At 48.2% G+C, this 20,499-nt stretch carries 17 protein-coding genes and 1 riboswitch; of the genes, 1 reads left to right on the top strand and 16 read right to left on the bottom strand.

Annotated elements, in window-relative coordinates:
* Positions 1 to 11 precede the first annotated feature (11 nt).
* The 14 genes from RCO25_RS08965 to RCO25_RS08900 all read right to left on the bottom strand — a co-directional run bounded on the left by RCO25_RS08965 (position 12) and on the right by RCO25_RS08900 (position 17,005).
* Positions 12 to 1,538: a family 43 glycosylhydrolase gene (locus RCO25_RS08965; protein WP_308995805.1), complete on the bottom strand. Its 1,527-nt coding sequence runs from the start codon at positions 1,536 to 1,538 to the stop codon at positions 12 to 14.
* A 138-nt stretch (positions 1,539 to 1,676) separates the two neighbouring features.
* On the bottom strand, positions 1,677 to 3,032 hold the full coding sequence (locus RCO25_RS08960; RefSeq protein ID WP_308995804.1) for an ABC transporter substrate-binding protein: 1,356 nt from the start codon (positions 3,030 to 3,032) through the stop codon (positions 1,677 to 1,679).
* A gap of 137 nt (positions 3,033 to 3,169) precedes the next feature.
* Positions 3,170 to 4,129: a carbohydrate ABC transporter permease gene (locus tag RCO25_RS08955; protein ID WP_308995803.1), complete on the bottom strand. Its 960-nt coding sequence runs from the start codon at positions 4,127 to 4,129 to the stop codon at positions 3,170 to 3,172.
* Positions 4,130 to 4,149: 20 nt separating this feature from the next.
* Complete coding sequence (locus RCO25_RS08950) at positions 4,150 to 5,052, bottom strand: carbohydrate ABC transporter permease (RefSeq protein ID WP_308995802.1); 903 nt, start codon at positions 5,050 to 5,052, stop codon at positions 4,150 to 4,152.
* Positions 5,053 to 5,063: 11 nt separating this feature from the next.
* Complete coding sequence (locus RCO25_RS08945; protein ID WP_308995801.1) at positions 5,064 to 7,286, bottom strand: DUF5696 domain-containing protein; 2,223 nt, start codon at positions 7,284 to 7,286, stop codon at positions 5,064 to 5,066.
* 32 nt (positions 7,287 to 7,318) lie between these two features.
* Positions 7,319 to 7,957, bottom strand: a complete 639-nt coding sequence (locus tag RCO25_RS08940; RefSeq protein WP_308995800.1) for a Yip1 family protein — start codon at positions 7,955 to 7,957, stop codon at positions 7,319 to 7,321.
* Positions 7,954 to 9,423: a hypothetical protein gene (locus RCO25_RS08935; RefSeq protein WP_308995799.1), complete on the bottom strand. Its 1,470-nt coding sequence runs from the start codon at positions 9,421 to 9,423 to the stop codon at positions 7,954 to 7,956. The genes RCO25_RS08940 and RCO25_RS08935 overlap by 4 nt, the downstream gene beginning before the upstream one ends.
* 20 nt (positions 9,424 to 9,443) lie before the next feature.
* Positions 9,444 to 10,313 (bottom strand): carbohydrate ABC transporter permease, encoded by an 870-nt coding sequence (locus tag RCO25_RS08930; protein WP_308995798.1) that lies wholly within the window; start codon positions 10,311 to 10,313, stop codon positions 9,444 to 9,446.
* A gap of 16 nt (positions 10,314 to 10,329) precedes the next feature.
* The gene (locus tag RCO25_RS08925; RefSeq protein ID WP_308995797.1) at positions 10,330 to 11,229 is read right to left on the bottom strand and encodes a carbohydrate ABC transporter permease; all 900 of its coding nucleotides are present in this window, start codon (positions 11,227 to 11,229) and stop codon (positions 10,330 to 10,332) included.
* Complete coding sequence (locus RCO25_RS08920; protein WP_308995796.1) at positions 11,226 to 14,066, bottom strand: extracellular solute-binding protein; 2,841 nt, start codon at positions 14,064 to 14,066, stop codon at positions 11,226 to 11,228. The genes RCO25_RS08925 and RCO25_RS08920 overlap by 4 nt, the downstream gene beginning before the upstream one ends.
* Before the next feature lie 255 nt (positions 14,067 to 14,321).
* Complete coding sequence (locus RCO25_RS08915; RefSeq protein ID WP_308995795.1) at positions 14,322 to 15,026, bottom strand: IMP cyclohydrolase; 705 nt, start codon at positions 15,024 to 15,026, stop codon at positions 14,322 to 14,324.
* A 67-nt stretch (positions 15,027 to 15,093) separates the two neighbouring features.
* Positions 15,094 to 15,171: riboswitch (ZMP/ZTP riboswitch) on the bottom strand.
* 47 nt (positions 15,172 to 15,218) lie between these two features.
* Entirely contained in the window at positions 15,219 to 15,716 is a 498-nt protein-coding gene (locus tag RCO25_RS08910) for a DUF4362 domain-containing protein (RefSeq protein WP_308995794.1), read from the bottom strand.
* Between the two features lie 152 nt (positions 15,717 to 15,868).
* Positions 15,869 to 16,309 carry a GNAT family N-acetyltransferase gene (locus tag RCO25_RS08905; protein ID WP_308995793.1) on the bottom strand — a complete coding sequence of 147 codons (441 nt, stop codon included), beginning with the start codon at positions 16,307 to 16,309 and terminating at the stop codon, positions 15,869 to 15,871.
* Between the two features lie 243 nt (positions 16,310 to 16,552).
* Entirely contained in the window at positions 16,553 to 17,005 is a 453-nt protein-coding gene (locus tag RCO25_RS08900) for a hypothetical protein (protein WP_308995792.1), read from the bottom strand.
* A gap of 841 nt (positions 17,006 to 17,846) precedes the next feature.
* Here RCO25_RS08900 and RCO25_RS08895 point away from each other — a divergent pair.
* A complete protein-coding gene (locus RCO25_RS08895; protein WP_308995791.1) occupies positions 17,847 to 19,088 on the top strand; it encodes a serpin family protein in 1,242 nt (413 codons plus the stop codon).
* Positions 19,089 to 19,161: 73 nt separating this feature from the next.
* On the opposite strand, the gene RCO25_RS08890 is transcribed toward RCO25_RS08895, so the two are convergent.
* Both RCO25_RS08890 and RCO25_RS08885 read right to left on the bottom strand, forming a co-directional pair.
* A complete protein-coding gene (locus RCO25_RS08890) occupies positions 19,162 to 19,722 on the bottom strand; it encodes a hypothetical protein (RefSeq protein ID WP_308995790.1) in 561 nt (186 codons plus the stop codon).
* A gap of 356 nt (positions 19,723 to 20,078) precedes the next feature.
* Positions 20,079 to 20,348 carry a hypothetical protein gene (locus RCO25_RS08885; protein ID WP_308995789.1) on the bottom strand — a complete coding sequence of 90 codons (270 nt, stop codon included), beginning with the start codon at positions 20,346 to 20,348 and terminating at the stop codon, positions 20,079 to 20,081.
* Positions 20,349 to 20,499: the final 151 nt, after the last annotated feature.

The following is a 20,499-nucleotide window of genomic DNA, read 5'->3' as shown; positions in this document are numbered from 1 at the left end:
TAAAAATAGGTTTAATCCGCTCGAATCGCTGCGGCAAGGTTCGTTAGCGTTGTTTTTCCGCCTCGCGAGTACCAGCCCCATGCTTGGCCCGGCATTTTATAAATTCTTGTCGTTAAAGCGGAGTCTCCAATATAAAAGACCGCTACATCATTCTCGATTACAATCGTAAACGGATAATCGACGTTTGGCTCGAACGCAATCGGCACCTGCACATCAGGCTCCAATGAGGAAAGCGTCTCCCCGCCGGCCGCGTCATAGCGTATGCGATCCTTGCCCGGCTCCAGCTGGATGCCGTAAGCCTTCTCCGGCTCCTCGCCGACACCCGTTACAAGTCCGCTGTAAGTAACCTTTTCATCAAATCGCACGCTGCCTGTAATTTTTGCCGTTTGCGGCATTTTATCGAAAATAATGCCGCTGACGCCCGCTGCGCCGTCCAGCACATACTCATTATCCTTATTCGTTACCGACCCAAGCTGCCTTGCTTCTCCTAACGGAGACGTCTTAGACAATAAACGGTCCACCTCATCCGGCACCTTAACGCCTAGCGCGCCGCCCTCGCCGATAACCATTTCATGCGCAACCATATTGCCTGCCCAGTCCCATTTCATATAATCCTTCTCCAGCTGGCGCGTCGGCACCCATCCGAACAGGAAGCGGCGCTCGCCCAGGCTGCCTGTTTTGGCTGCATAAAACGCCCGGCCGTCGAATACATCCTTCTCGGGTTTTACCCATGGTCCGTTCAGTGAATCGCTGATCCGGTAATGCGTCGACTTCTTGTCGCTGAACTCGGAGAACACAAGCACCCATTTTCCATTCATTTGGAAAATATCCGCACATTCCAGCATAAAGAAAGAAGACGCTGCCTCGACGGAGAGCGGCTCGCGAACCTCCCACTTGCTCAGGTCCTTCGAAGCAAACAAAGCAATGACGCCGCCTGTGCCTTCCTTCCTTGCGCTCAGCAGCAGCCAGTACTCGCCTTTCTCCTCGTTATACAATACAAAGGGATCTCTAAAATCGTCTTTCTCATAACCTTCCGGTGCATAAAAGGTATCCTCCGGAACCTTCGTCCAGCTTTTCAAATCTTTGCTGACCGCGTGCATAACCGCTTCCTTCGGCTTTCCTTGATCGGGAAACTTCCAATTATGTCCAGTATAAAACGCATGGTACGTATCGCCCGCTTTTATCACGCTGCCTGTGCCAAGCGCCAAGTCCTGGTCAGCCTCTTGGCCAAACGGGATAGACTCCCCCGCGTATGCATAGTCGGTCAAATTGGCGGTCGAAGCCTGGTGCCAAGGATGGAAGCCTGGGGCGCCGTCGCGCCAATCCTGCAAATAAAACAGATGAATCTGGCCATTATCGCTAAATGGCATGACATCGCCTACCCAGCCCTCAGCCGGTTTCCAAAACAGACGATCCTCTGCCTGCTTCATCTCATCCGCAGGGGCTGCCGTTACGGCTGGATCTGCTGCTGCAGTTGCGCTTGGAGCCGCTGCTTCACCAGGATCCTCCGTATTTCCATTGCTGCATGCACTCACCATTGCTGCGGCTGCTAGACCCATTACGGCCAGACGGGCCGTTCGTGATAGCTTTTTAATAATACATTTCTCCTCCTGTCTAAGTGCCTATAACTATACCCGCCGCCATGCATGCATGACGGCGGATAGGTAATGGGCTATTTATTGAGTCAGCGTTATTTTGATGCCTTCTTCCAGCATGGCTTTGGCAGTAGCGGCAAATGTGCCTACCGGCGTGCCGTCCTTGATACCTGTCAAAGCAGCCGTGTTAGCATCCCAATACTTCTCGACGCCGATTGGAGCAAATAGAATTTTTGTGCCAAGCTCGTTCATTTGATCAACTTTTTCTTGACCAAATTGCTTCACGTTGTTTTCTGTTGCTACTTTAAGCTCGTTTTCGGACATCATTTTAATAAATACAGCAGCGCCCTGCGGGTTTTTCGATACCGTCGGGATCGACCAGCCTGACATTCCGCCTGGGCCAACATCCTTTGTGCCTTTAGGTCCAGTCGGTACCGGAACGAAATCAAGCTCATAATCGCTTTTGAATACCGTAAAGCCGCCAAAGCCGTATTCTGCCGTCATAGCAAGCTTGCCGTTTTTGAATTCTGCGTTAAAATAGTCGCCTTCCTTGTCTTTATCGATGTATTTGTCTTTCAGAAGAGCATCCTGCGTAAATTGCATAGCTTCCTTCATGTTATCGGACTCGTAATTCGTAGTGATCGAGCCGTCTTCATTATAAGAAAGATTAGTTACACCGTTTGAAGCCACCATCAGCGCATAGCCGGCATCCCACCAGCCGAAGCCGTATTGGTCGCTCTTGCCGTCGCCGTCTGTATCCTGCGTAAGCTCAAGCGCAGTGGAACGGAAAGTATCCCAAGTCCAATTGCCCTCTTTGTACAGTTCGCCCGGCGTTTTTACGCCGTTATTGTCAAACAGCGTTTTGTTGTAGTAAATCACGATCGGAGCAGCGCCGACACCAGCCGCATAAGGCTTGCCGCCAAAAGAGAATGCTTTCGTTACGGAAGAGTTCCAGAATGGATCCGACAGATCCATGTATTGATCAAGCGGCTGTACGATCTTTTTCAAAGGATACACCGGGAAGTTTTGATCGTTCGCCTGCGCGACGTCCACTTGGTCCCCTGCGTTAACCATCGAGATCAGCGTTGACTTTTGGTCGCCCCATGGCACCGCGATAACATTAACTTTGCCGCCGTATGCTTGTTCGAACTGTGCAACCGTTTCCCATACAGCGTCAAAGGCAGCAGGATTTGCCGCTTTGTTCTCGTCATATTGCTCTTTGGAGGTATGATAAAGAATCGTAATATTGCCGTTTTCAAGCTTAGGTGCTTCTTCCTTTGTCTCTTCCGTTGCTTCCGGCTTGTTGCCGCCGCTGTTTGCAGCGCCTTCGTTTGTTTTGTTATTGCCGCCGTTATTGCCCGAGCAGCCCGCCATTACGGTAACGAGCATAACAACAGCAGCCAGCATCATCGCGAATGATTTCATATTTTTGACCATTTTAAAAAAGCCTCCCCTAATTTAAGTTCATTTGTGTACCTACATGACACCCTTATGAATCGGCGGTTCCTCTTGCGCTTGACTCTGAAATCCGGGCCTCGCCTCCCTTCATGAGAAGTTCTCTAATCGTCCATGCCCTATTTAATCGCGACATGCTCGATACTGTCCGTGAAATATCGCTGCGTAACCAAATAAAGAATAAACAGCGGCAATATCGCGAGCAATGCGCCTGCTTGAATCCGTGTCACCACAACAAGCGGGTCGCTGATCGTCTGCACATTGACGACGGCTTGAAGATCTACCCGAAGGGAAGAGAGCGCAATCGCAAAGTTTTTCTTTAAGTTGCCCAGCAGCAGATTGGACATATAGAATTCGTTCCAATGCCATACGAAGGAGAATAGGAATACCGTGATGATGGCATTTTTCGCATTGGGAAGCATGACGGTAAAGAAGGTTTTGAAAGGCCCGCAGCCATCCATGTAGGCCGCATCCTCAAGTTCATTCGGCATACCTTTGAAGAACTGCCTGAAAATAAAGATGTACAAGCCTGAGCGAAGTCCCATACCAAGCATCGATGGCAGGAAGAATGCCCAGTAGCTGCCCACGAGACTGATCGAATCCGGCCCGCCCGTCACCATCGACGTCAGCTTCATCAAGCCAAAAGCATCAAAGTATTTCATGTCGGCATACAGCGGTAAAATAATGGTTTGCACCGGCACGACCAGCGTCAAAATAACGAGCGTGAACAGGGTTCCCGAGAAAGGAAACTTGAATCTCGCAAAGCCGTATGCGACGAAGGCGCAGGACAGCACGTCCAGAAGCCCGCAGCCGATCCCGATAATCAAGCTGTTTTGGAGCGCATCCCAGAAGTCCATTACCCGCAGCGCATCCGTAAAGTTGCTCAGCGTAAACGTCTTCGGCACCCAGATCACGCTTGGATCCATTGCCTCCTCTGGACGGCGGAGCGCCATGCTGAGCATATACAAGAGCGGATAAAGCAGCTGATACGCCAGCGCCGCCAGAAGTGAGAAACGTATGATCGAAGACAAGGTCTTCCTTGCCCGTTTCAGCTGTTTTTTCTGAATGATTGCATTCAAGTCGAGTTCCCCGCTTTCCGTTAATCCTGCATGTAGACGATGCGTTTCTTGAGCAGCAAGTAGACAGCGCCTAGAAATACGGCGATTAATACGCAATACAGCCACGCCAGCGCACTGCTGTAACCGAATCTAACCTGCGAGAAAGCCGTATTGTAAATCATCAGAATGACGCTGTTTCCATAATCCGTAAACGTATCGATAATGGTGTACACGATGTTCAGCAGCATCATCGGCGTAAGCATCGGCAGCGTTATTTTCCAAAACTGCTCCCAAGGCCTTGCGCCTTCAATGGATGAAGCTTCGTACAAAAAGCCGGGTATGGCATGGAGACCGGCAAGGAAGAGCAGCACCTGCACGCCCGATCGCCAGGTTAGGTCAAAGATTCGAGCGATGACGTTATTGAAAATTTCAATAAGCTGCGCCCCGAGTCCAAGCTCCTGGAGAATGCCGTTAATGCCTGCTCCCGTGAACAAATAAACGCTTTCCGCTCCGCCGCGCATGCCTTGAGAGAATACATCCTCCTTCAAAATTTGCATCAGCACGCCCGAGGCGATAATGACGGGAAGGAAAGACACCGCCCGCATGAACCCTCTGCCTCGAAACTTGTTTTTGAGGAGCACGGCCACGAATAGGCTGTAAACCAAAATCAGCGGAACGCCGTATAGCATGTTGATAAAGGAATTGGTCGCTTCTCTAATGAAGGCCGGGTCTTTAAATAAGGCGTACTCGAAATTGTCCCAGCCAATGAACACGCCGCGCAGTCCCTCGGGTGTCATCTCCATGTTTTGAAACGAAAAGACGAGCGACGTGAACAGCGGCTTTGCGAAAAACAAGATAAAGCCTAGAATCCAAGGCAGTACGAATAAAAAGCCATAAAGCTCTTTTTTCTTCGTATATGGCAAAGCTCGTAGTTGTCTAATCATGCGTTCACCCCCTAACGGATGAGGTAGCCTAGCGCCGGAATGCTCTCAGCGCCAACGGCAGCCATCTCATTGTTGTAATTGACGACGGCTGTCTTGCCGTTCTCGAACGTTGTGCGGTATACGCCTTCTTGCAGCTTCTCATGGTCCGTAATCGCAAGACCCGTCAGGCCGCCAAGCGCTTCGTTCAAACGATCGTATTGCTCCTTCATATCCTCGTAAAGCAAATTAAAATCAGCACTGTAAAGCGAATCGTATTCGGTATGGCTTAGCAGCGAGGAATCCCTTGCAATAAACTTATAGGCCGGGAAAGTTCCCGTTTCTATTAATTTCAGCAAATAACGCTGCGGCATGCTTGAGAGATTAATAGGCTCGCTGTAAGCAGGCAATAGTCCGCTCAGCGCGATGCTGTAGAACGGTACTTCCTCATCTTCCGTGTCAAAGCCGCTTGCGAATAAAGGGACATCCGACAAGCTTTGCGCATATGGGAACGTGTATGCATTCGGCTGATCGAACATGAGGCCGCCGAGATTGCTTTGCCCCTTCTGCAGTCCGCTTTCCCAGATGGTGCCGGTCATGTTCTTCGGCTGGCTGTCGCGCCGGAAATCCGAGTAAATAAACGAGCCGACAGATTGTAAGGATACATGCTTCAAGCCTGCCTTTGCCGCGGCTGCGGTAAAGCGGTCAATGGCCTCATTAACCGAAGTTGGCTTCAGCAAGTACCAACGCTTTAAATCCTTGTTTTTCACCTGGTCGCTCAAGCGGTAATCATATTTCAGTGCCGGCGCCCGGCTGATTCCCTTTGCGGTATCCGAGAACCTGCTGAAGCCGTTTCCGCCTTCATACAATTTGACGGGATCGGCAGTCGGATAAAAAGCTACGCCCTTCGACTCCAGCTCCTTCGCCAGCTTCTTGAAGGCTTTGTTTCCGCCAAGCCTTCCATCCGCATTAAGCGATACGGGAACCTCCCCCTTTGCTCCCCCTGCCGTCCAGCCTTCAAGCCGCAGCGCTAAGTTTGCAAACCCGTCATCAAGCAAGCGGTTTGCCGCCTGGCCAGCATCCTTAAACGAGGTAAGCACTTCTACTGTGTTGTAAGGAATGCCGAGAAAAGTCGCTTTTTTCTTCACGCCGCCGACAAAGTCAACAAGCATTGGCAGCGATTTGCCGTCAGCTGCAGTTTTGGATTCATTGGGCTTTACGCCCTGCTCATCCTGTAAATAACTGCGGTACCTGCTTGCCATTCCTGCGTAGTCGGCATCGGCGTCATGAAGGAAAAAGTATTTCACCTCATAATCAATGCCGCCTGTCATTGACTGCGAAGCCCGCGTTACCTGCTTCTCGTTTAAGGTGCCTTCAAGCAGCAGATTGGTTTCGAACTCGATCAGATTCAAATAACTGAAAATGCTGTTATACGTATTGTTTTTGCCGCTTACTTCCGCTGTAATGCCCGCTTGGTAAGCCCCTTGATGAATGACGGCGATAAATGCAGACGTTTCCTTATTCATTCCGAACACCGGAAGGCGAATCGCTTCCTTCTGATCGGTTTTGCTCGAATAATCGAGCGCCTGATCTCCTCCGTATACTCTCTCGTTATAGCTTTTGTAGCTGCTTTTGTTGTTATTGAGATTGATCAGCGCGCCACTGCCGTCTGGCACGAACATATATCCTTCGTCCGTGCTGCCCGCCGCCCCGAAGAACGGCAGCAGGCTGATGTTAACGAGCTTGAATTTATCCTGCTGCTTAATGCCTTCCGTCAGTATGGCTGCCGATAAACCATCGCCTGAAAGCGTGTAACGGACCGGCACGGTAAAGCCTGCTTTCGGAAATTCATAAATGACCTCAATGCCGCCCTGCACCTTGCTCCAATTCGGCTGTTTTTCCTTGACGCTGCCTGTAAAGCTGTTTAGCTGAAACGGCTTGTTCAAGTCATCCACGTAATCAATCAGCAGCTGCGCGGATAAATCCATTTTTTTGGCACCCTTGGCGAGCTTATCCGAGTCCCGGTCAATCGGGTTACTCCGCCAAAGGGCACCTGACTCCTTATCCGTCACCATGATTTCAGCCGTGTTCGGATTATAATCAAGCGTGAGTCTGCCGCTGTCCGCAACACGCTGGAAATCACCGTTTTGTGCTGCTTTTACTGCCGTGCCCGCTGCGGAATTAACCTTAATTCCGCTCGTTGAAGCGATAATAAGCAGCATTGCCGTCATGAAGGCTGTCCATATTCGTAATCTCAAGCTGCCCTCCCCTTTCCGATCAATGTTCTGCCTCATAAGCGGAACAGCATTTCGTTATAAATCGTATAAATGAACACATACACCTGCTGGAACAGCGTATAAAACAATACCGCCAGGAAGATCACAATTCCCATTGCAGCAAATGTCAGTGCAACGGACTGCAGCGTCTTGACCGCACCATAGTCATGTATGGTCAGCAGGCCGATATACATAAGCACGGCGCTCCAAATCATGGCAATCGTTGTCATGTAGCCAAGAAACATGCCTTCCTCTTGAACAAGCACTCTGCTGAGCAGCGTGGTGAAGATGACCGCCGCAACGTAAGGAATACTTGCATATGCACTGACGACTGCAATTTGCTTGGCTTTTCCCTCGCCGTCCATCCAAGTGGCAACCGCCCAATTCCCAGCCACCCATAGGGCATAAAGCACAATCGTTTTTGCTGCGATCAGCCACACATTCAACGCACTGAGATCAGCCAGGTTGAACGTATAACCGGTGCTTTGCCGCTTGAAGATCGTAGCGATAAAGAAAACAAGAACAATGAATACCGAAACAAGCAGCGAGCCCTTGCCCTCCTCCTTGATGGCATAAAAGCTGTCGAACGGATGAAGCAAGGAGCTAAAAGGATTCAATTTCTTCGGTGTCTGAGATGCCGCCGATGCGCTCACCTTGTGACCTCCTTTCGTCTCTTGTTCCTTGCTGCCGCAATGGCTTTATAGCCGTAGTAGCCGGCTATTGCGAGGATAAAGACAGTCATGATAACCGGTAAATTGTTACGTACGGTTTGCATCCGGATTTGGCCAAAGGTATCTGAGTAGCCTGATCGATCCGTTCCTTGCCGGTAATAGGCAAGCGCCTCATCGTAGCTGCCTTCCTTTTCCAGCGCCTTGGCAATACCCACGTAAGCAATGCTGTTATTGGCATTTCTTTTTGCAACCGACTTCCAAATCACGGCTGCTTCCTCGTACAAGCCTTGGTTATAAAGCACAGTCGCTTGGCGCACGAGACTCCCGTATTCGGAAAGCGCAAACCTCGTTATATTACGCTTTGCCGTATCGAGCACAAGCACCTCGCCTTTCCAGTAAGTAACGGCTGAAGGCTGTAGGAAGGTTCCCTTTTGATTGCCGAGCGATCCGAATACCGCAATCGGATTGCCCTCCGAATCGTATTCGAAGATCCGTCCTCTTGTCCGGTCCAGCCCTGCGATGAAGCCTTCCGCATCGATGCTTAAGTCAACGAACGAGGTATCCTGCTTCACGCCCTGCTTGAATGAAAACTCCTTATCGCCGAAATCGGCTCCGCCCTCCTGTCCCATCAGCACATTGTTGCCGAGCGGATTCAGCTTTTTGATTTCTTCCCGCGAGTTTTTGGAAATAATCGTCGTAGTGTAGACAAAGTTGTCAGCCCCCACGTCAAGATTCGAATACTCGATTGGCAGCAGCTTCATCATCGCCGAGCGCTGTTCCTTCGAAAGCAGGTTTTTCCAGAAAGTCTCCAGCACGACGGCCGGCGTGACCTCTACCCGGTTGCTTCCGAAATAACCCGTAAATTGACCTTTGCTGTTAAACTGCATCAATCCGTAAAACTGTCCTTCCGACAGCACATAGATGCGTCCCGCGTTATCCACCGCCACTTTCGTCGGCTTGAATTGGAAGCCTTCGGGAATAAGCGGGTCGGCAGGCTTCTCGATGATCAGCTCTACCTTGCGATCGGCGCCAGCCCGAATAATACGGCCGTTATCCTTGTCCGCGATATACATCGTGCCTTCATCGGTAACGAAAAGTCCCATTGGGGCTGCCAGCGTCATTTCTTTGCCGTTATCGCTGAGCTTGTCGATAATCTCTACCGTTTCAAAACGTTCATTCAGCTTTACGATTCGTTTGTTGCCTGTGTCCGCGATATAGATAGCACCGCTCTTATCCACGAATAGATCCTGAGGATCGCTGAAGGCTCCCGCTCCGAGCTGATTTCCTGTGTAGGTGCGTTCCGGCAAATAGCTCGCTGGAGCCGCTTTCGATTTATCCCATTCGTTGTACACGTAGGACTGGTAAGGCGCTTCCGCCGAGACCGTTAACGGCGCTGCGGCCAAAATGGGGAGAAGCAGCACTGCAGCCAGCATCCATTTCATTTTCATGACTCCACCTCTAACCTCCATCATTTGATCCCCGCAAAGGTCATTGTTTCTACAACCTTCCGCTGCAGCAAAACAAATACGATAATCGGCGGGATCATCAGAATGACGGCAGCTGCGGAGCCTGCCCCCATCCTTGCTATAGGGTCGCCTGCTACGATTTGCTCGAGCGCCATCCGGAACACCTTGAGCGATTCCCCAAAGATAAGCTCCTTCGGCGCGTAGTTCCACAGATTAATAAATTGAAAGATAACGACCGTCATAATGGCAGGCGTCGAATTGGGCCAAATAATCGAGAAAAAGGTTTTATATTCGCTTGCGCCGTCAATCCGCGCTGCCTCCAAGATAGCGTCAGGCAGCTGCTCGATAAATTGCTTCATTAAGAAAAGCCCTAGTGAAGCCCCGATCCACGGCAGAATCAATGCCGCGTACGTGTTCACGATATTCATCTCAGACATGAGAACGAACTGCGGGATGAACGTCACCTGAGGCACGAACATAAGCGCCATCACGATGATCGAGAACAATAGGTTTTTGCCTGGAAACTTATGCTTCGCAAGCGGGTATGCCGCCATCGCCGCGAACAGCACATGCAGCACCGTTCCCACGATGGAAATAAGCGCCGTGTTGAAAATGTACCGTGACAGCGGAACCCACATATTGGAGGCCAGCTGGAATAAATCCGTAAAGTTATTGAGTGTAGGCCTCATTACAATCAAGCGAGGCGGAAATTGAAGCAGCTCGTCAATCGGCTTCAACGATGTAATGACCGCGAAGATAAACGGAAACGCTGAGAATAGACCGAGAAGCGCCACGAATCCGAATATCGCGATGTTGCCGGCAAGCGAGCGTCTTGCTTTTATGCCGGATTTTTTGGTAGTTATCGTGAACATGGATGTCCTCCTGCGATCAAATTCCGACCTTCTGCAATATTTTCGTCACGAGCCGGTTCGTGAATACCATCATAAAGAACAAGACGACTGCCATTGCGGATGCATAACCCATCTCGTAACGGATGCTGCCGTAATCCATGATGTGGGTAACCAAGGTCTCACCGGCATATTCCGTACTCGGGAAACCGGCAAGCTGAATGGAAACGTCTGCTACGCTAAAGGAAATAACAATTTGCATAACTGCTCCAAAAATCAGCTGCGGAATCATGGATGGCAATGTGATATACCACAGCTCTTGGAACCTGTTTTTGATCCCGTCCATAACACCCGCTTCATATAAGCTGCGATCCACAGTTTGCAGTCCTGCGACAAAGGCCAGAAAGCTGATCCCTAGGCTCATCCACAGCTGCACGACGATCAGAATAAGCAAAATGTACTCTTTATCCAGCAGCCAAGCGACCGGATCACTTATAATTCCGAGTCCCATAAGCATGCCATTCAAATAACCGTAAGCATCCGGGCTGAAAATAAGCCGCCACATCGGGAACACCGAGATTCCGATAATGGTCGGGATATAAAACACGGTCGTCGCAATGGAGCGCAGCGTTTTGGATAAATCATTAATCATCCAAGCGACCAAAAAGCTGAGCATATAACTCACTGGTCCGGTGACGAAAGCAAAAAACAACGTATTTTTGACAGAGACGATAAAGATATCATCATCCAGGAAAAGCCGGATATAGTTGTACCAGCCAATGAAACGCGGCGGCTCGATCATGTTGTAATAAGTAAATCCAAGCACGATCGACAGCACGACGGGAAGGATGGTAAAGAGCAAAAAGAAAATCATGTACGGCGTCATCAGCAAGTAGCTTTCCTTATGTCTGCCGATCGTTTGGGTTATCGATTTTTTCATTGCTCCACCCCGAATTCATACCTTTTTCGTTTAATTTCTTCGTTAATGTCTTTGTTCCAATAGAAGAGGCTTTCTCTGGCGTTGCCCATCTGGAACACGACCTCACGGAACGCGTTATCGATGTTTCTTGACGTATAGTAGCCGCCCGGCAGCTCAGGAATTTCATTAACCTGCTTCCATTGCTCGGTAAGCTTTGCTTGCTCGGCCCGGCTCCAATTCGTCGATTCGAACGAGATAAGATTCGCCGGCACCCTTCTTCCGAGCACACCCATTTCATTTTCCAGCTCGCTGACGAACTGGCTTTGAATTTCCGGTCGATTGAACCATTGAAGGAAAGCCCACGCATCTTCTTTTTTTTTGGCATCCTTCAAAATAATCGATGCCGTTCCGGTTGCGCCTGTCGAGCGATCAATCGTTCCGTCCTTGCGCTGCTTGCCTGGGATCGGAACCATGTCCCATGTCCCCGTAATTTCAGGCGCTGCCGCAGCTAAGCGGGTGTAAAGCTTATAGGTTGAGACAACAATCGGCATCTCTCCGGTACGGAACCGGTTGAAATCATCCTTATAAAGCGGATAATCATAGAGGTTGTAGAAATCCGTCCATTGCTTGAAAGCGTTATAGGCCTCAGGCTCATCGAAGCGAGTACCATCTTCCTTCGCGTTATAGATGCCGCTGCCGTTTTGCATAAGAAGCGTCGGGAACAGATTGAGCGCTCCGATTCCCTTTGTCAGCAGTTGAAAGGCATCCAGGTTCTCGTAAGGCAAGCCAATCTGCATGTTGTTGTTCTGCAATACCGGCGCAATCTTCAGCAGCTCCTCCCAAGTTTGCGGAGGCTCGATGCCAAGCTCTTGTAAAACATCCTTCCGGTAAAACAGCATGAAAAACTCCTGATCATCCGGAATGGCGAAGGTGCTTCCTTTGTATTGATAAGGAATGAATGCCGTGTCCATATATTCCTGCTTCATGGCTGCGAACTCACCGTACTGGTCGAGCGGCGTTAACGCGCCGCGAACAGCTAGATTCATCGTATCGCCGCGGCTCGTAAAGAGATTGACATCCGGCCCTTCACCCGCCATGACCGCGGTCACGAGCGATGTGCCCACCAGATTCAAATTGACGCTAATTCCGCTTTCAGGAATAAACGACTCATCGATTAAGCGCTTGAGTACGTAGGCTTGGTCACGGCCAAGTCCGGTCCATACCTGTATGGAGCGATCCGCCTGCTCGTTGCCTTCCATGGAATCGTAATTTTGAAAAAATGATCCCGCAAACGCCCGGATTTCATGTACGCCCTGCGCGAACAAACCAGCCTCTGCCTTTGGCTGTTCATGATTTAAGGAAGCCAGATACAAATAATCAAGCTCTAGCGGCTGCTTCATTGCGCTGAGCATCCAATCTGCCAGTGCCGTGATATTTGTTTTGTAATTTTCCAATCGCTTCGGTATTTGGTCCGGCCGATCGATAAATCCGTTAAGCTGAAGCGCCAGCAATTTCAATGTTCTGGATCCTGCGTTAGCCTGACCCGACATTTCATCCAGCTTGGCGGCTTCCTCCGTCATTTGGGCCGAAAGTTTCTGGAACTGCTGGATAAGACCCGGCACGCTTTTCTCAATTTCGTAATCGCGGTAAACGTCTGGATTAACGCCTGTAATCATCACGATCTTTCGGTAAATCTGATTGAGGTCATATACCATTTGCTGAACACTTTGCACTGCTGGCGCGACATCGCCAAGCGTAACCTCCAGCTTCAGCTCATGCTCACCCTTCGTGAGGTAGAACTGATACGGCTCGCCCGTTTCTTCTCCCAGCTCCAAAATGTCCCATTTTAATGCATAAGGAAAACGAACCGCTTTCATTTCCTGAAAAGGCACTTGACCGTCAAGCGCAAGCTTCCTTGATACGAAGGAGCCTTTCACTTCGTTCTGATGATAACGGGCTCCTATTTTATACCATCCGTCCGCCGGCACATCGAATTTATAGCTGATCCACTGGCCTGGAACATCCCAGTTGCTGCCCCCGATCGTATTGATTCGAAGCAGGGTCGGGCTGTAAGGCGTCGTGAGCGGCGATGTCCGATCCGTCGTTGGGAACAAGCCGGAATCCGATTTGGCATAGGCATGCTCCGCTTGAATCGTAATGAAAGCCTCGTCGCCGCTTTTGGAAGCCTCTGCTGCCTGCGATGCTTTATAGTTTTCATAAGCCTTCGCCGTCACTGCTTTTTCCAGCCTGATGTAATCAACGGCTGCGCTTTCTCTCACATTCTCAAGCCTTATGACATGCTTGCCCTTTGTAAGCGAGAGCTGCAGCGGGCCGTCCTCCATCTCTCCTGCTGCCGCCACTATCGTATCGAGCCAAACCTCTCCTTCAAGCTGCTTTGGACGAAGCTCGTTCCCTCCGCTCCTCTTGAGCTTGCCTGGCTCGTCGTAATACAGGCGGTTAAGCTCGAAGGGCGCGTAGGGATCGGATATCGGTTTTCCGTCTACGTAAAGCAAAAACTCGATCGGCTGTCCGTTTCCTTTCAGCGGATAATAGCCGAGTGACAGCTCATAATCGGCTTGCTCTGTCACATCGATGGACCATTCAAGCGTCTCGCCTTCCTTCCACTCCGCAATTTGCTTCCGCCCCTTCCATTCGGGAAGGATAATTGCGTTCGCCTTATCCACACTCATGCTGTCGGCGCTTAGAAGAATGCCGCCTGCCCGCCGCTCCGCATCTGCAAGCTTGTATGATACCGCATCAGCGGTTTCTTCCTCAGAATAAGAGAACACTGCCGCCGCGCCTGTCGTTACAATGAGAAGCAAGAACATCACGGTGTAAAAGATCCAATTTTTATTCACGGCCAACCCCCGAATTCGTTTTTTCTGCTCTCCCGCTCCAGCCTGAGCTAGTTGAAAGCACTCTGAATTGCTGCTGCATTTACAATATATCAAAAAGAAATCCACACTTATTTCACAATGCTCGGGTTCGTACTTTCAAAGTTTTTGGTACTCATCATAAAGAGGAGGAGGAGTTCGAGGTCAAAAACGGGCATAAAAAAAGACGACTCCATGGATTGGAGCCATCTTTGTAGAGATGGACCTTACTATAGATCATCATTCATTTTTGTTCACGATTTTGAATTGCACATTATTGTCTTCCAAACGTATGAACTTCACAAGCAGTGAAATTCGGTTATCCTTATTTAAGTTATTCCAGTAGAAATTCGCGGTTTCTTCCATAGAATCAAAGATCGGCACTTCCAAAGGCTCACCGGTCAATGGTCGAAGAACGCCGTCTTCCTCGCCTTGATAGGTATGAATGCAATGCCCCATCCCCTTTACGCAGGCATCATAATGATAGAAATTTCTTATGCAAATAGAGGGATCATTGTTTCTCGTCTTCAAAATTGATAAAGCATATGAGCCTGATCTCGTATCGGTTATTCCGGAAATGCGGGGAGTATAATGAGGGGCATCGGGTTCGAACGCCTTGCGTTTCAATGCATCTTCAAACGAACCTCCTTGCCGGAATCCATCGTATAGGGTCTCCGTCTGATCACCGTTCGAAATCATGTGAAATCCATTTGTATCCTTAATCGGATAATAGATAATCAAGGAAGGATCCTCCATCTTCGATGGATCAAATGCAGTGTTTCTGACAAATGATTGCTCCCGCTCAAAAATCCGGTTACGGCTGTTCAAGCTCCGTCCCATAATCCAATAGACCTGTACGTAATGTTTACCGGATGGATCCATGCCGATCATCAACGTTCTTCCTGGATACGGTCGATTAAACAATGGCTCTTTAAACCTTTTCATTGTACTCACCTCAGCATCGAATTTTGTTCCTCTGACAAACAAAAAAAAGCATCTGATCACAGATCAAATACTTTGCCCAGGCGTACGGCGTATAAATATGTGCTCCCTCGTGGTACTCCACGCTGCGCCAGTCGCACATACCAAATATTTACTATATTATATACAGCATGTTAGCTTGCAGACAAGTGTTTATTATTTTGTATTCGGTTCTACAATAAAAACGAAGGTACTTCCAATTTCTTCGGATTCACATCCAATTAAGCGATACCGTGTCCCGTGTTCCAATTCATCCTGTTTTTCACTTCGAATACTTTGACAGCTTGTGGTCCGTTTGCCGTTTCCTTGACCGCCAAAAGCATCCATGGAATTATCATATAGATACTGAAGTTCTTCCCCGTTAAAAACAAATTCGTAAAACAGGGGATCTCCTTCAACGGTGTATTGCGTAATACGCGCGTTATCCGGTTGTTTGCTTTCTACGTTTTTCAAGAAACGCTGCCAGCTGTCCATGTTGGAATAACGACCATGTACATGGACAATATCCCCGTTTTCGGCCGCTTTTTCAGGGGAATATGGTCTCTCGACAGCAGGAAAGCCTATGGCCTGCGGGGCTGTAGGGCCAGCGGTCGAACAGCCAGCAATGAGAAAAGCGGTACAAAACAGTGTGATCATCATTTTAAAAGCAATCATGGGTTCACCTCCACTCTTCTAGACGCTGAACGAATTCAATTTGTTACAACCGTTAATCCGAAAAGCCAAGAGCCGCTCGTCGAGAAAAGGCAGCCGCTGTTGTCGGCTGCCTTGACGTTAGTATAGGATTACATTTCATATTTGGCGGAAACCTACGCAAAATGATATTTCGCGAGCATTTCTCCCCAAGGAGCTAACCCTGCTTCTCTGAAACCTATTTTTGCATAAAGCTTTCCAGCTTGTTCATTATCCGGTTTATAACCAAGCATGATAACATCAGTCCTGTCACCAGCGCCTCTTATTTCATCAACAACCAATAACATCGCATGGTAACCATGACCTTGCGCTTGATACATGCCGTCAATCATAAATCGGTAAATCCAGTAATTCCCATCATCCGGATCAAGCCCGAACAGCGTAAAACCAATCATTATGTCATCATTGTATATGGCTTTAGCTTTAAATCCTTCTAAAAATTGCGCCTCTGCGATGGAATAAAAGTTAGAGGCAATAAGCCCTGCTTGCTCTGGTTTCGGTTTAAGTTGAGTACATTGTTCCCAGTTGCTCTTGTCTAATGCTTTTAACGTAATCATTTCTGGATTCCTCCTAGTATTTTAGGAAAATCCATTTCTGGTTTTTCCTAATGGATAAGCCTCTCTGATTTGAAAATGATTGGACTTAGGTTATTTTTCATACCGCATCACTCCTTTCCTATTCATCTTAAACGATCCGTTCTCAAGCCGCGTATTAATATTCAATTATAACTAATGATTACCGACCCGCTGAAGCTATTAAAAAAACGAACGGCCATCCCTGAGAGGATGACCGTCCGTTCTTCAAATCGTATGTCTAGCTTTATCCCAAGCTTTCTTGAACTTCTTTACATCCGAATATCGTTGTTCCCGTTTAGGGCTGACCGCTTGTAGTGCGATCGCATAAAGCTCTTGTCCTGCCTCCCATAAGTTGAAGGAGCGATCCATTTCCCCGCCTAATAGGCCAAATGCAATGGCACCCATCGTAAATACATTCGTTCTCGCGTCGATTGGAGCGCCCATCACGAACTCCTCAGGGGATTTAGAGCGTTTGGCTCCCCAGAAATCATCGCCCATATCATTTGACGAGGGCGATGACCTGTAAAAATCGATATCACATATCATGGTTATTTGGCTGGAGAAATCATATAAGATACTCCCGTCATAAAAATCCACAGCGACATACCCTTTTGATTCCACGTACTCATGAAAAGAAAAAATGGCATCCAGCGACTCCATCCGCTTTGCAATCGGCATATGTCTGTACCGATAAAACGGGGATGCCGGGTCTTCGTATTTTGCAGGCGGCGGAAAAGAACATTAGAATGCAGGCATTCACCTTCAAACCAATCAAAAACCGCTGCAATCCCGCCTGCCGCTTCAAAGTGGTCCAAAAGCTTGATGAGATGCGAATGCTTCAAAACCTCGTATAAAGGAATGGCTTCAGTTAAACGTCTAACCGCATCAGCAGAATTCCCCGAAATTGTACACCTCGATTCAACTAGTTTTTTATCGATACATTGCAGAAACTACACTGTAGTACACAGCACGAACTTTTATTACTCTTAGCCTCGCAAGACTAGAGCATCCTCTTGCCGTCAGCCAGTTTGTTACACTGCAGTTACTACAGCAGAATAGTTAAATACACTTCTTTATTTTAGCTACAATGCATTTACTACAACAGAATGGGCGCCAACCGTTACTAACCGTTCGAAAATAGGCGCTCCCATTGCAGAAACTGCATTGTACGCTCCGGTTCAACTATTTTCATAACCCTACATTGCAGAAACTACATCGTAGAAGATCTCAACGCAATAATAAATATTACCCGAATCTTGCACGTCAAATACACGGAATACATGACAGTGAGACAGGATCCACTTGAACTCATGGGGTTCCTGAAGCTGAAATGTAACATCGCCTAACATAATGTTGACTGGCGATCTCTCTGCTTTATCCATCTTTAGTCAATAACTTACCATTTGTTCATTAATGTAAATTATATTAAATAAGGTTCCGTCATAAGGGCATTCCAGCAACCTTTGCTCCTCATAGACCGTCGATATGGATAATGCATGCAAAAATGGGAGGGAATGACTTGCTGCGCAAAACCATTTTCATCGCCATGACTGCTGTATTGCTGTTAACAGCATGCGGACAGCCAGAGGAAAAGACGATTACAATGCCGGAACGAGCTCGGTTAGCTGAGAAGCTTGACCCCCAAATGGCAAAGGCAACGAATACGTTCGGGCTTGAACTTGCGGAGAAAATGATCATTGAACATCAAGGGGAAAACGTTATTGTCTCACCTGTCAGCATCGTACAGGCGTTGTCGATGACGCTGAATGGAGCCGCCGGCCAAACACGCGACCAGATCGCGAAGATATTGCATGTAGAGGGACTGTCAGTGGAAGTGCTGAATGAGGGGCAGCAAAAGCTGAGAGAGCTTCTGCTGCAACCAGGACCCGGTATCAAGCTGTCCATGGCAAACTCGCTCTGGCTGCAAAAGGGCTGGCCTTTCCGAAAGCTTTATCTCGACCGGGTAAAGGATGCCTACGACGCTCAATTAAACGAACGAAATCTGGTCGACCCTGCCGTGCTGAAGGAAATGAACAAATGGGTCAACAAACAGACAAACGGTCTTATTCCAACAATATTGGATAAGCCTATATCAGAGATGACGAAATTCATGCTGTTAAACGCCCTATATTTTGACGGGACTTGGAAGACGCCCTTTGAGCCAAAAGCAACAAAAGAAGATGAATTCACAAAATCGGACGGAGAAATACAGCGCATCCCTTTCATGAATCAGGGAGGCACTTACGAATATGACGAAACGGAGGATTACCAAGCCATCCGTTTGCCATACGGCGATGGTCAAATGGGCATGCTCGTCGTTCTCCCGAGCCAACGTATGGACCAAGAGACATTCACCGCGAAGCTGCTCGCGGATACCGAATTTTGGACCAAACCATTTAACGAAGTGAATGGCAAATTAACGCTGCCGAAATTTCGTATAGAAGGCCAGCGTGAGCTTATCGACACCTTAAGTGCAATGGGAATGCGCCTGCCATTCGATGCAGGACAAGCGGACTTCAGCGAATTAGCTGACAAAAACGGCGATCAATGGCTCTTTATCAACCGTATTTTGCATAAGACCGTTATCGACGTTTCTGAACAAGGCACTGAGGCGGCTGCTGTAACCTTAGTTGGAATGGATGGAGGAAGTGCTGAGCCCAGCGTTAACTTCGAAATGAAGGTCAACCGGCCGTTTCTTTTCGCTATCCAAGACTTGCAAAGCGGTGTTCTGCTGTTTGTAGGGCTTGTAGAAACACCATAAATACGTGAGGTTAGATGAAGCAGATTCCCTCCTAATGTCCAATGCGATGGGACGCTTCATCTAACCCCTGTAATCAATCGTAGCCACCTTCTGATTCAGGCAATTTTTTATACTCCTCTTTGGTCTTTACGATCTGATCCACGAAATTTCGCAGTTCCAGCAATTGCTCCATATCACTGGTTTGAGTGCAATACCTATCTGTCCACGTTAATGTTTTTGTTTCTCCGTTAATATTGATTTCCCATATATCTTCGCTATATGGAACGCGTTCACAGGTTTGATTGGCTGCAGCCAGCTCTTTTACGTCCATGATGTTTATTTCTCTCATTTGATTGTAAATGCTTCGCATCTCTTCCTTGGTCAACGTGATTTGCGCCGTTGCCGTCCCATTCATGATCAAATCTTTGGTTACTGTATCTTGAAAGGTATTAATTTCATTTTTATTTACCGTACCATAGCCGAAACGCACCATAAAATCAAAGTTGCCGGGCATTTCCTTAGACATTTTGTTTTGCTGCTTGACGGTTTCGTTTTCCGGCTGTTCGATTTGGGTTGCTGCATTCATTTCAGGTTCCGAGCCGCATCCAACTATGATAAAAAGAAATACGAATAATATTGTGCCTATTCGCTTCATTCTTCTGCCTCCCAAATATTTCTTCGTCAAAATAGAGACGCAAATGGGAGGAAGAAGTTGCATAATAGATGGTTCGACTATTTTAAATGCCTTGCTGCCTTATTTCGGCCTGGCAATACGATATTCCGATACAGCCTTACCGTTAAGAGATAATAGACGGAATAGATAGCGGCAAACAATGGTAAATCGAACGCGTCAGCTTTTCCTTTCTTACGCCTATCTTATCTAACATTTCATACCGTTGTACTTCCTTGGCTGCACCGGATAGGATTTTGAACATTCGCCATCATGGCTAGAAACCCAATTCCGAGGAAAAAGCCCATAAATAGCGTCCCGCTTGCATCGCCGAGCGCATTCTAGTAATACTGCCATTTACTCCACGACAGATAGGCGTCTTCGCTGCTGCCTGCAACCAAATTGTCCAGCGCCTCCCATGACGAACGATGTGCCAGAAAATCGCTCGTTTTTCCAATGACGATTTTTTGCTCTTTTGCTGAAAGGGCAGTGAACTGGTTTTCATCTAAGATTTTATAATCCTGCTGCTGATTCGGCGTAATCTGCCATATGAAGGATTCCCACTCCTGACTGTACGCTGTTGCTGTATCTCTGCTCCCTGTTGGCAGCATCTCGTTAATTCGAACGAGTTGATCCCCGTATTTTTGGCCTTGTATGGATTGAATAAGCGGCCTATTGCCTTCAAGATCCTCCCTGGCGTAACGTAATGTAACACTAAAGGTTTCTTAAAGTTTTCCTTAACATTGAGAACAAGTTATGCGC

The organism is Paenibacillus sp. LHD-38, from assembly GCF_031157315.1.
GTDB lineage: Bacteria > Bacillota > Bacilli > Paenibacillales > Paenibacillaceae > Pristimantibacillus.
This window is presented reverse-complemented; position numbering and strand designations above follow the sequence as displayed.

Coding starts and splice junctions, on each gene's coding strand:
- RCO25_RS08900 (WP_308995792.1), bottom strand. CDS start 17,005: ATGCCGATTGCAAAGCGGATGGAGTCGCTGGATGCCATTTTTTCTTTT.
- RCO25_RS08905 (WP_308995793.1), bottom strand. CDS start 16,309: ATGATTACGTTAAAAGCATTAGACAAGAGCAACTGGGAACAATGTACT.
- RCO25_RS08950 (WP_308995802.1), bottom strand. CDS start 5,052: ATGATTAGACAACTACGAGCTTTGCCATATACGAAGAAAAAAGAGCTT.
- RCO25_RS08930 (WP_308995798.1), bottom strand. CDS start 10,313: ATGTTCACGATAACTACCAAAAAATCCGGCATAAAAGCAAGACGCTCG.
- RCO25_RS08965 (WP_308995805.1), bottom strand. CDS start 1,538: ATGGTGAGTGCATGCAGCAATGGAAATACGGAGGATCCTGGTGAAGCA.
- RCO25_RS08925 (WP_308995797.1), bottom strand. CDS start 11,229: ATGAAAAAATCGATAACCCAAACGATCGGCAGACATAAGGAAAGCTAC.
- RCO25_RS08885 (WP_308995789.1), bottom strand. CDS start 20,348: ATGCTGCCAACAGGGAGCAGAGATACAGCAACAGCGTACAGTCAGGAG.
- RCO25_RS08935 (WP_308995799.1), bottom strand. CDS start 9,423: ATGAAAATGAAATGGATGCTGGCTGCAGTGCTGCTTCTCCCCATTTTG.
- RCO25_RS08890 (WP_308995790.1), bottom strand. CDS start 19,722: ATGAAGCGAATAGGCACAATATTATTCGTATTTCTTTTTATCATAGTT.
- RCO25_RS08960 (WP_308995804.1), bottom strand. CDS start 3,032: ATGGTCAAAAATATGAAATCATTCGCGATGATGCTGGCTGCTGTTGTT.
- RCO25_RS08915 (WP_308995795.1), bottom strand. CDS start 15,026: ATGAAAAGGTTTAAAGAGCCATTGTTTAATCGACCGTATCCAGGAAGA.
- RCO25_RS08910 (WP_308995794.1), bottom strand. CDS start 15,716: ATGATTGCTTTTAAAATGATGATCACACTGTTTTGTACCGCTTTTCTC.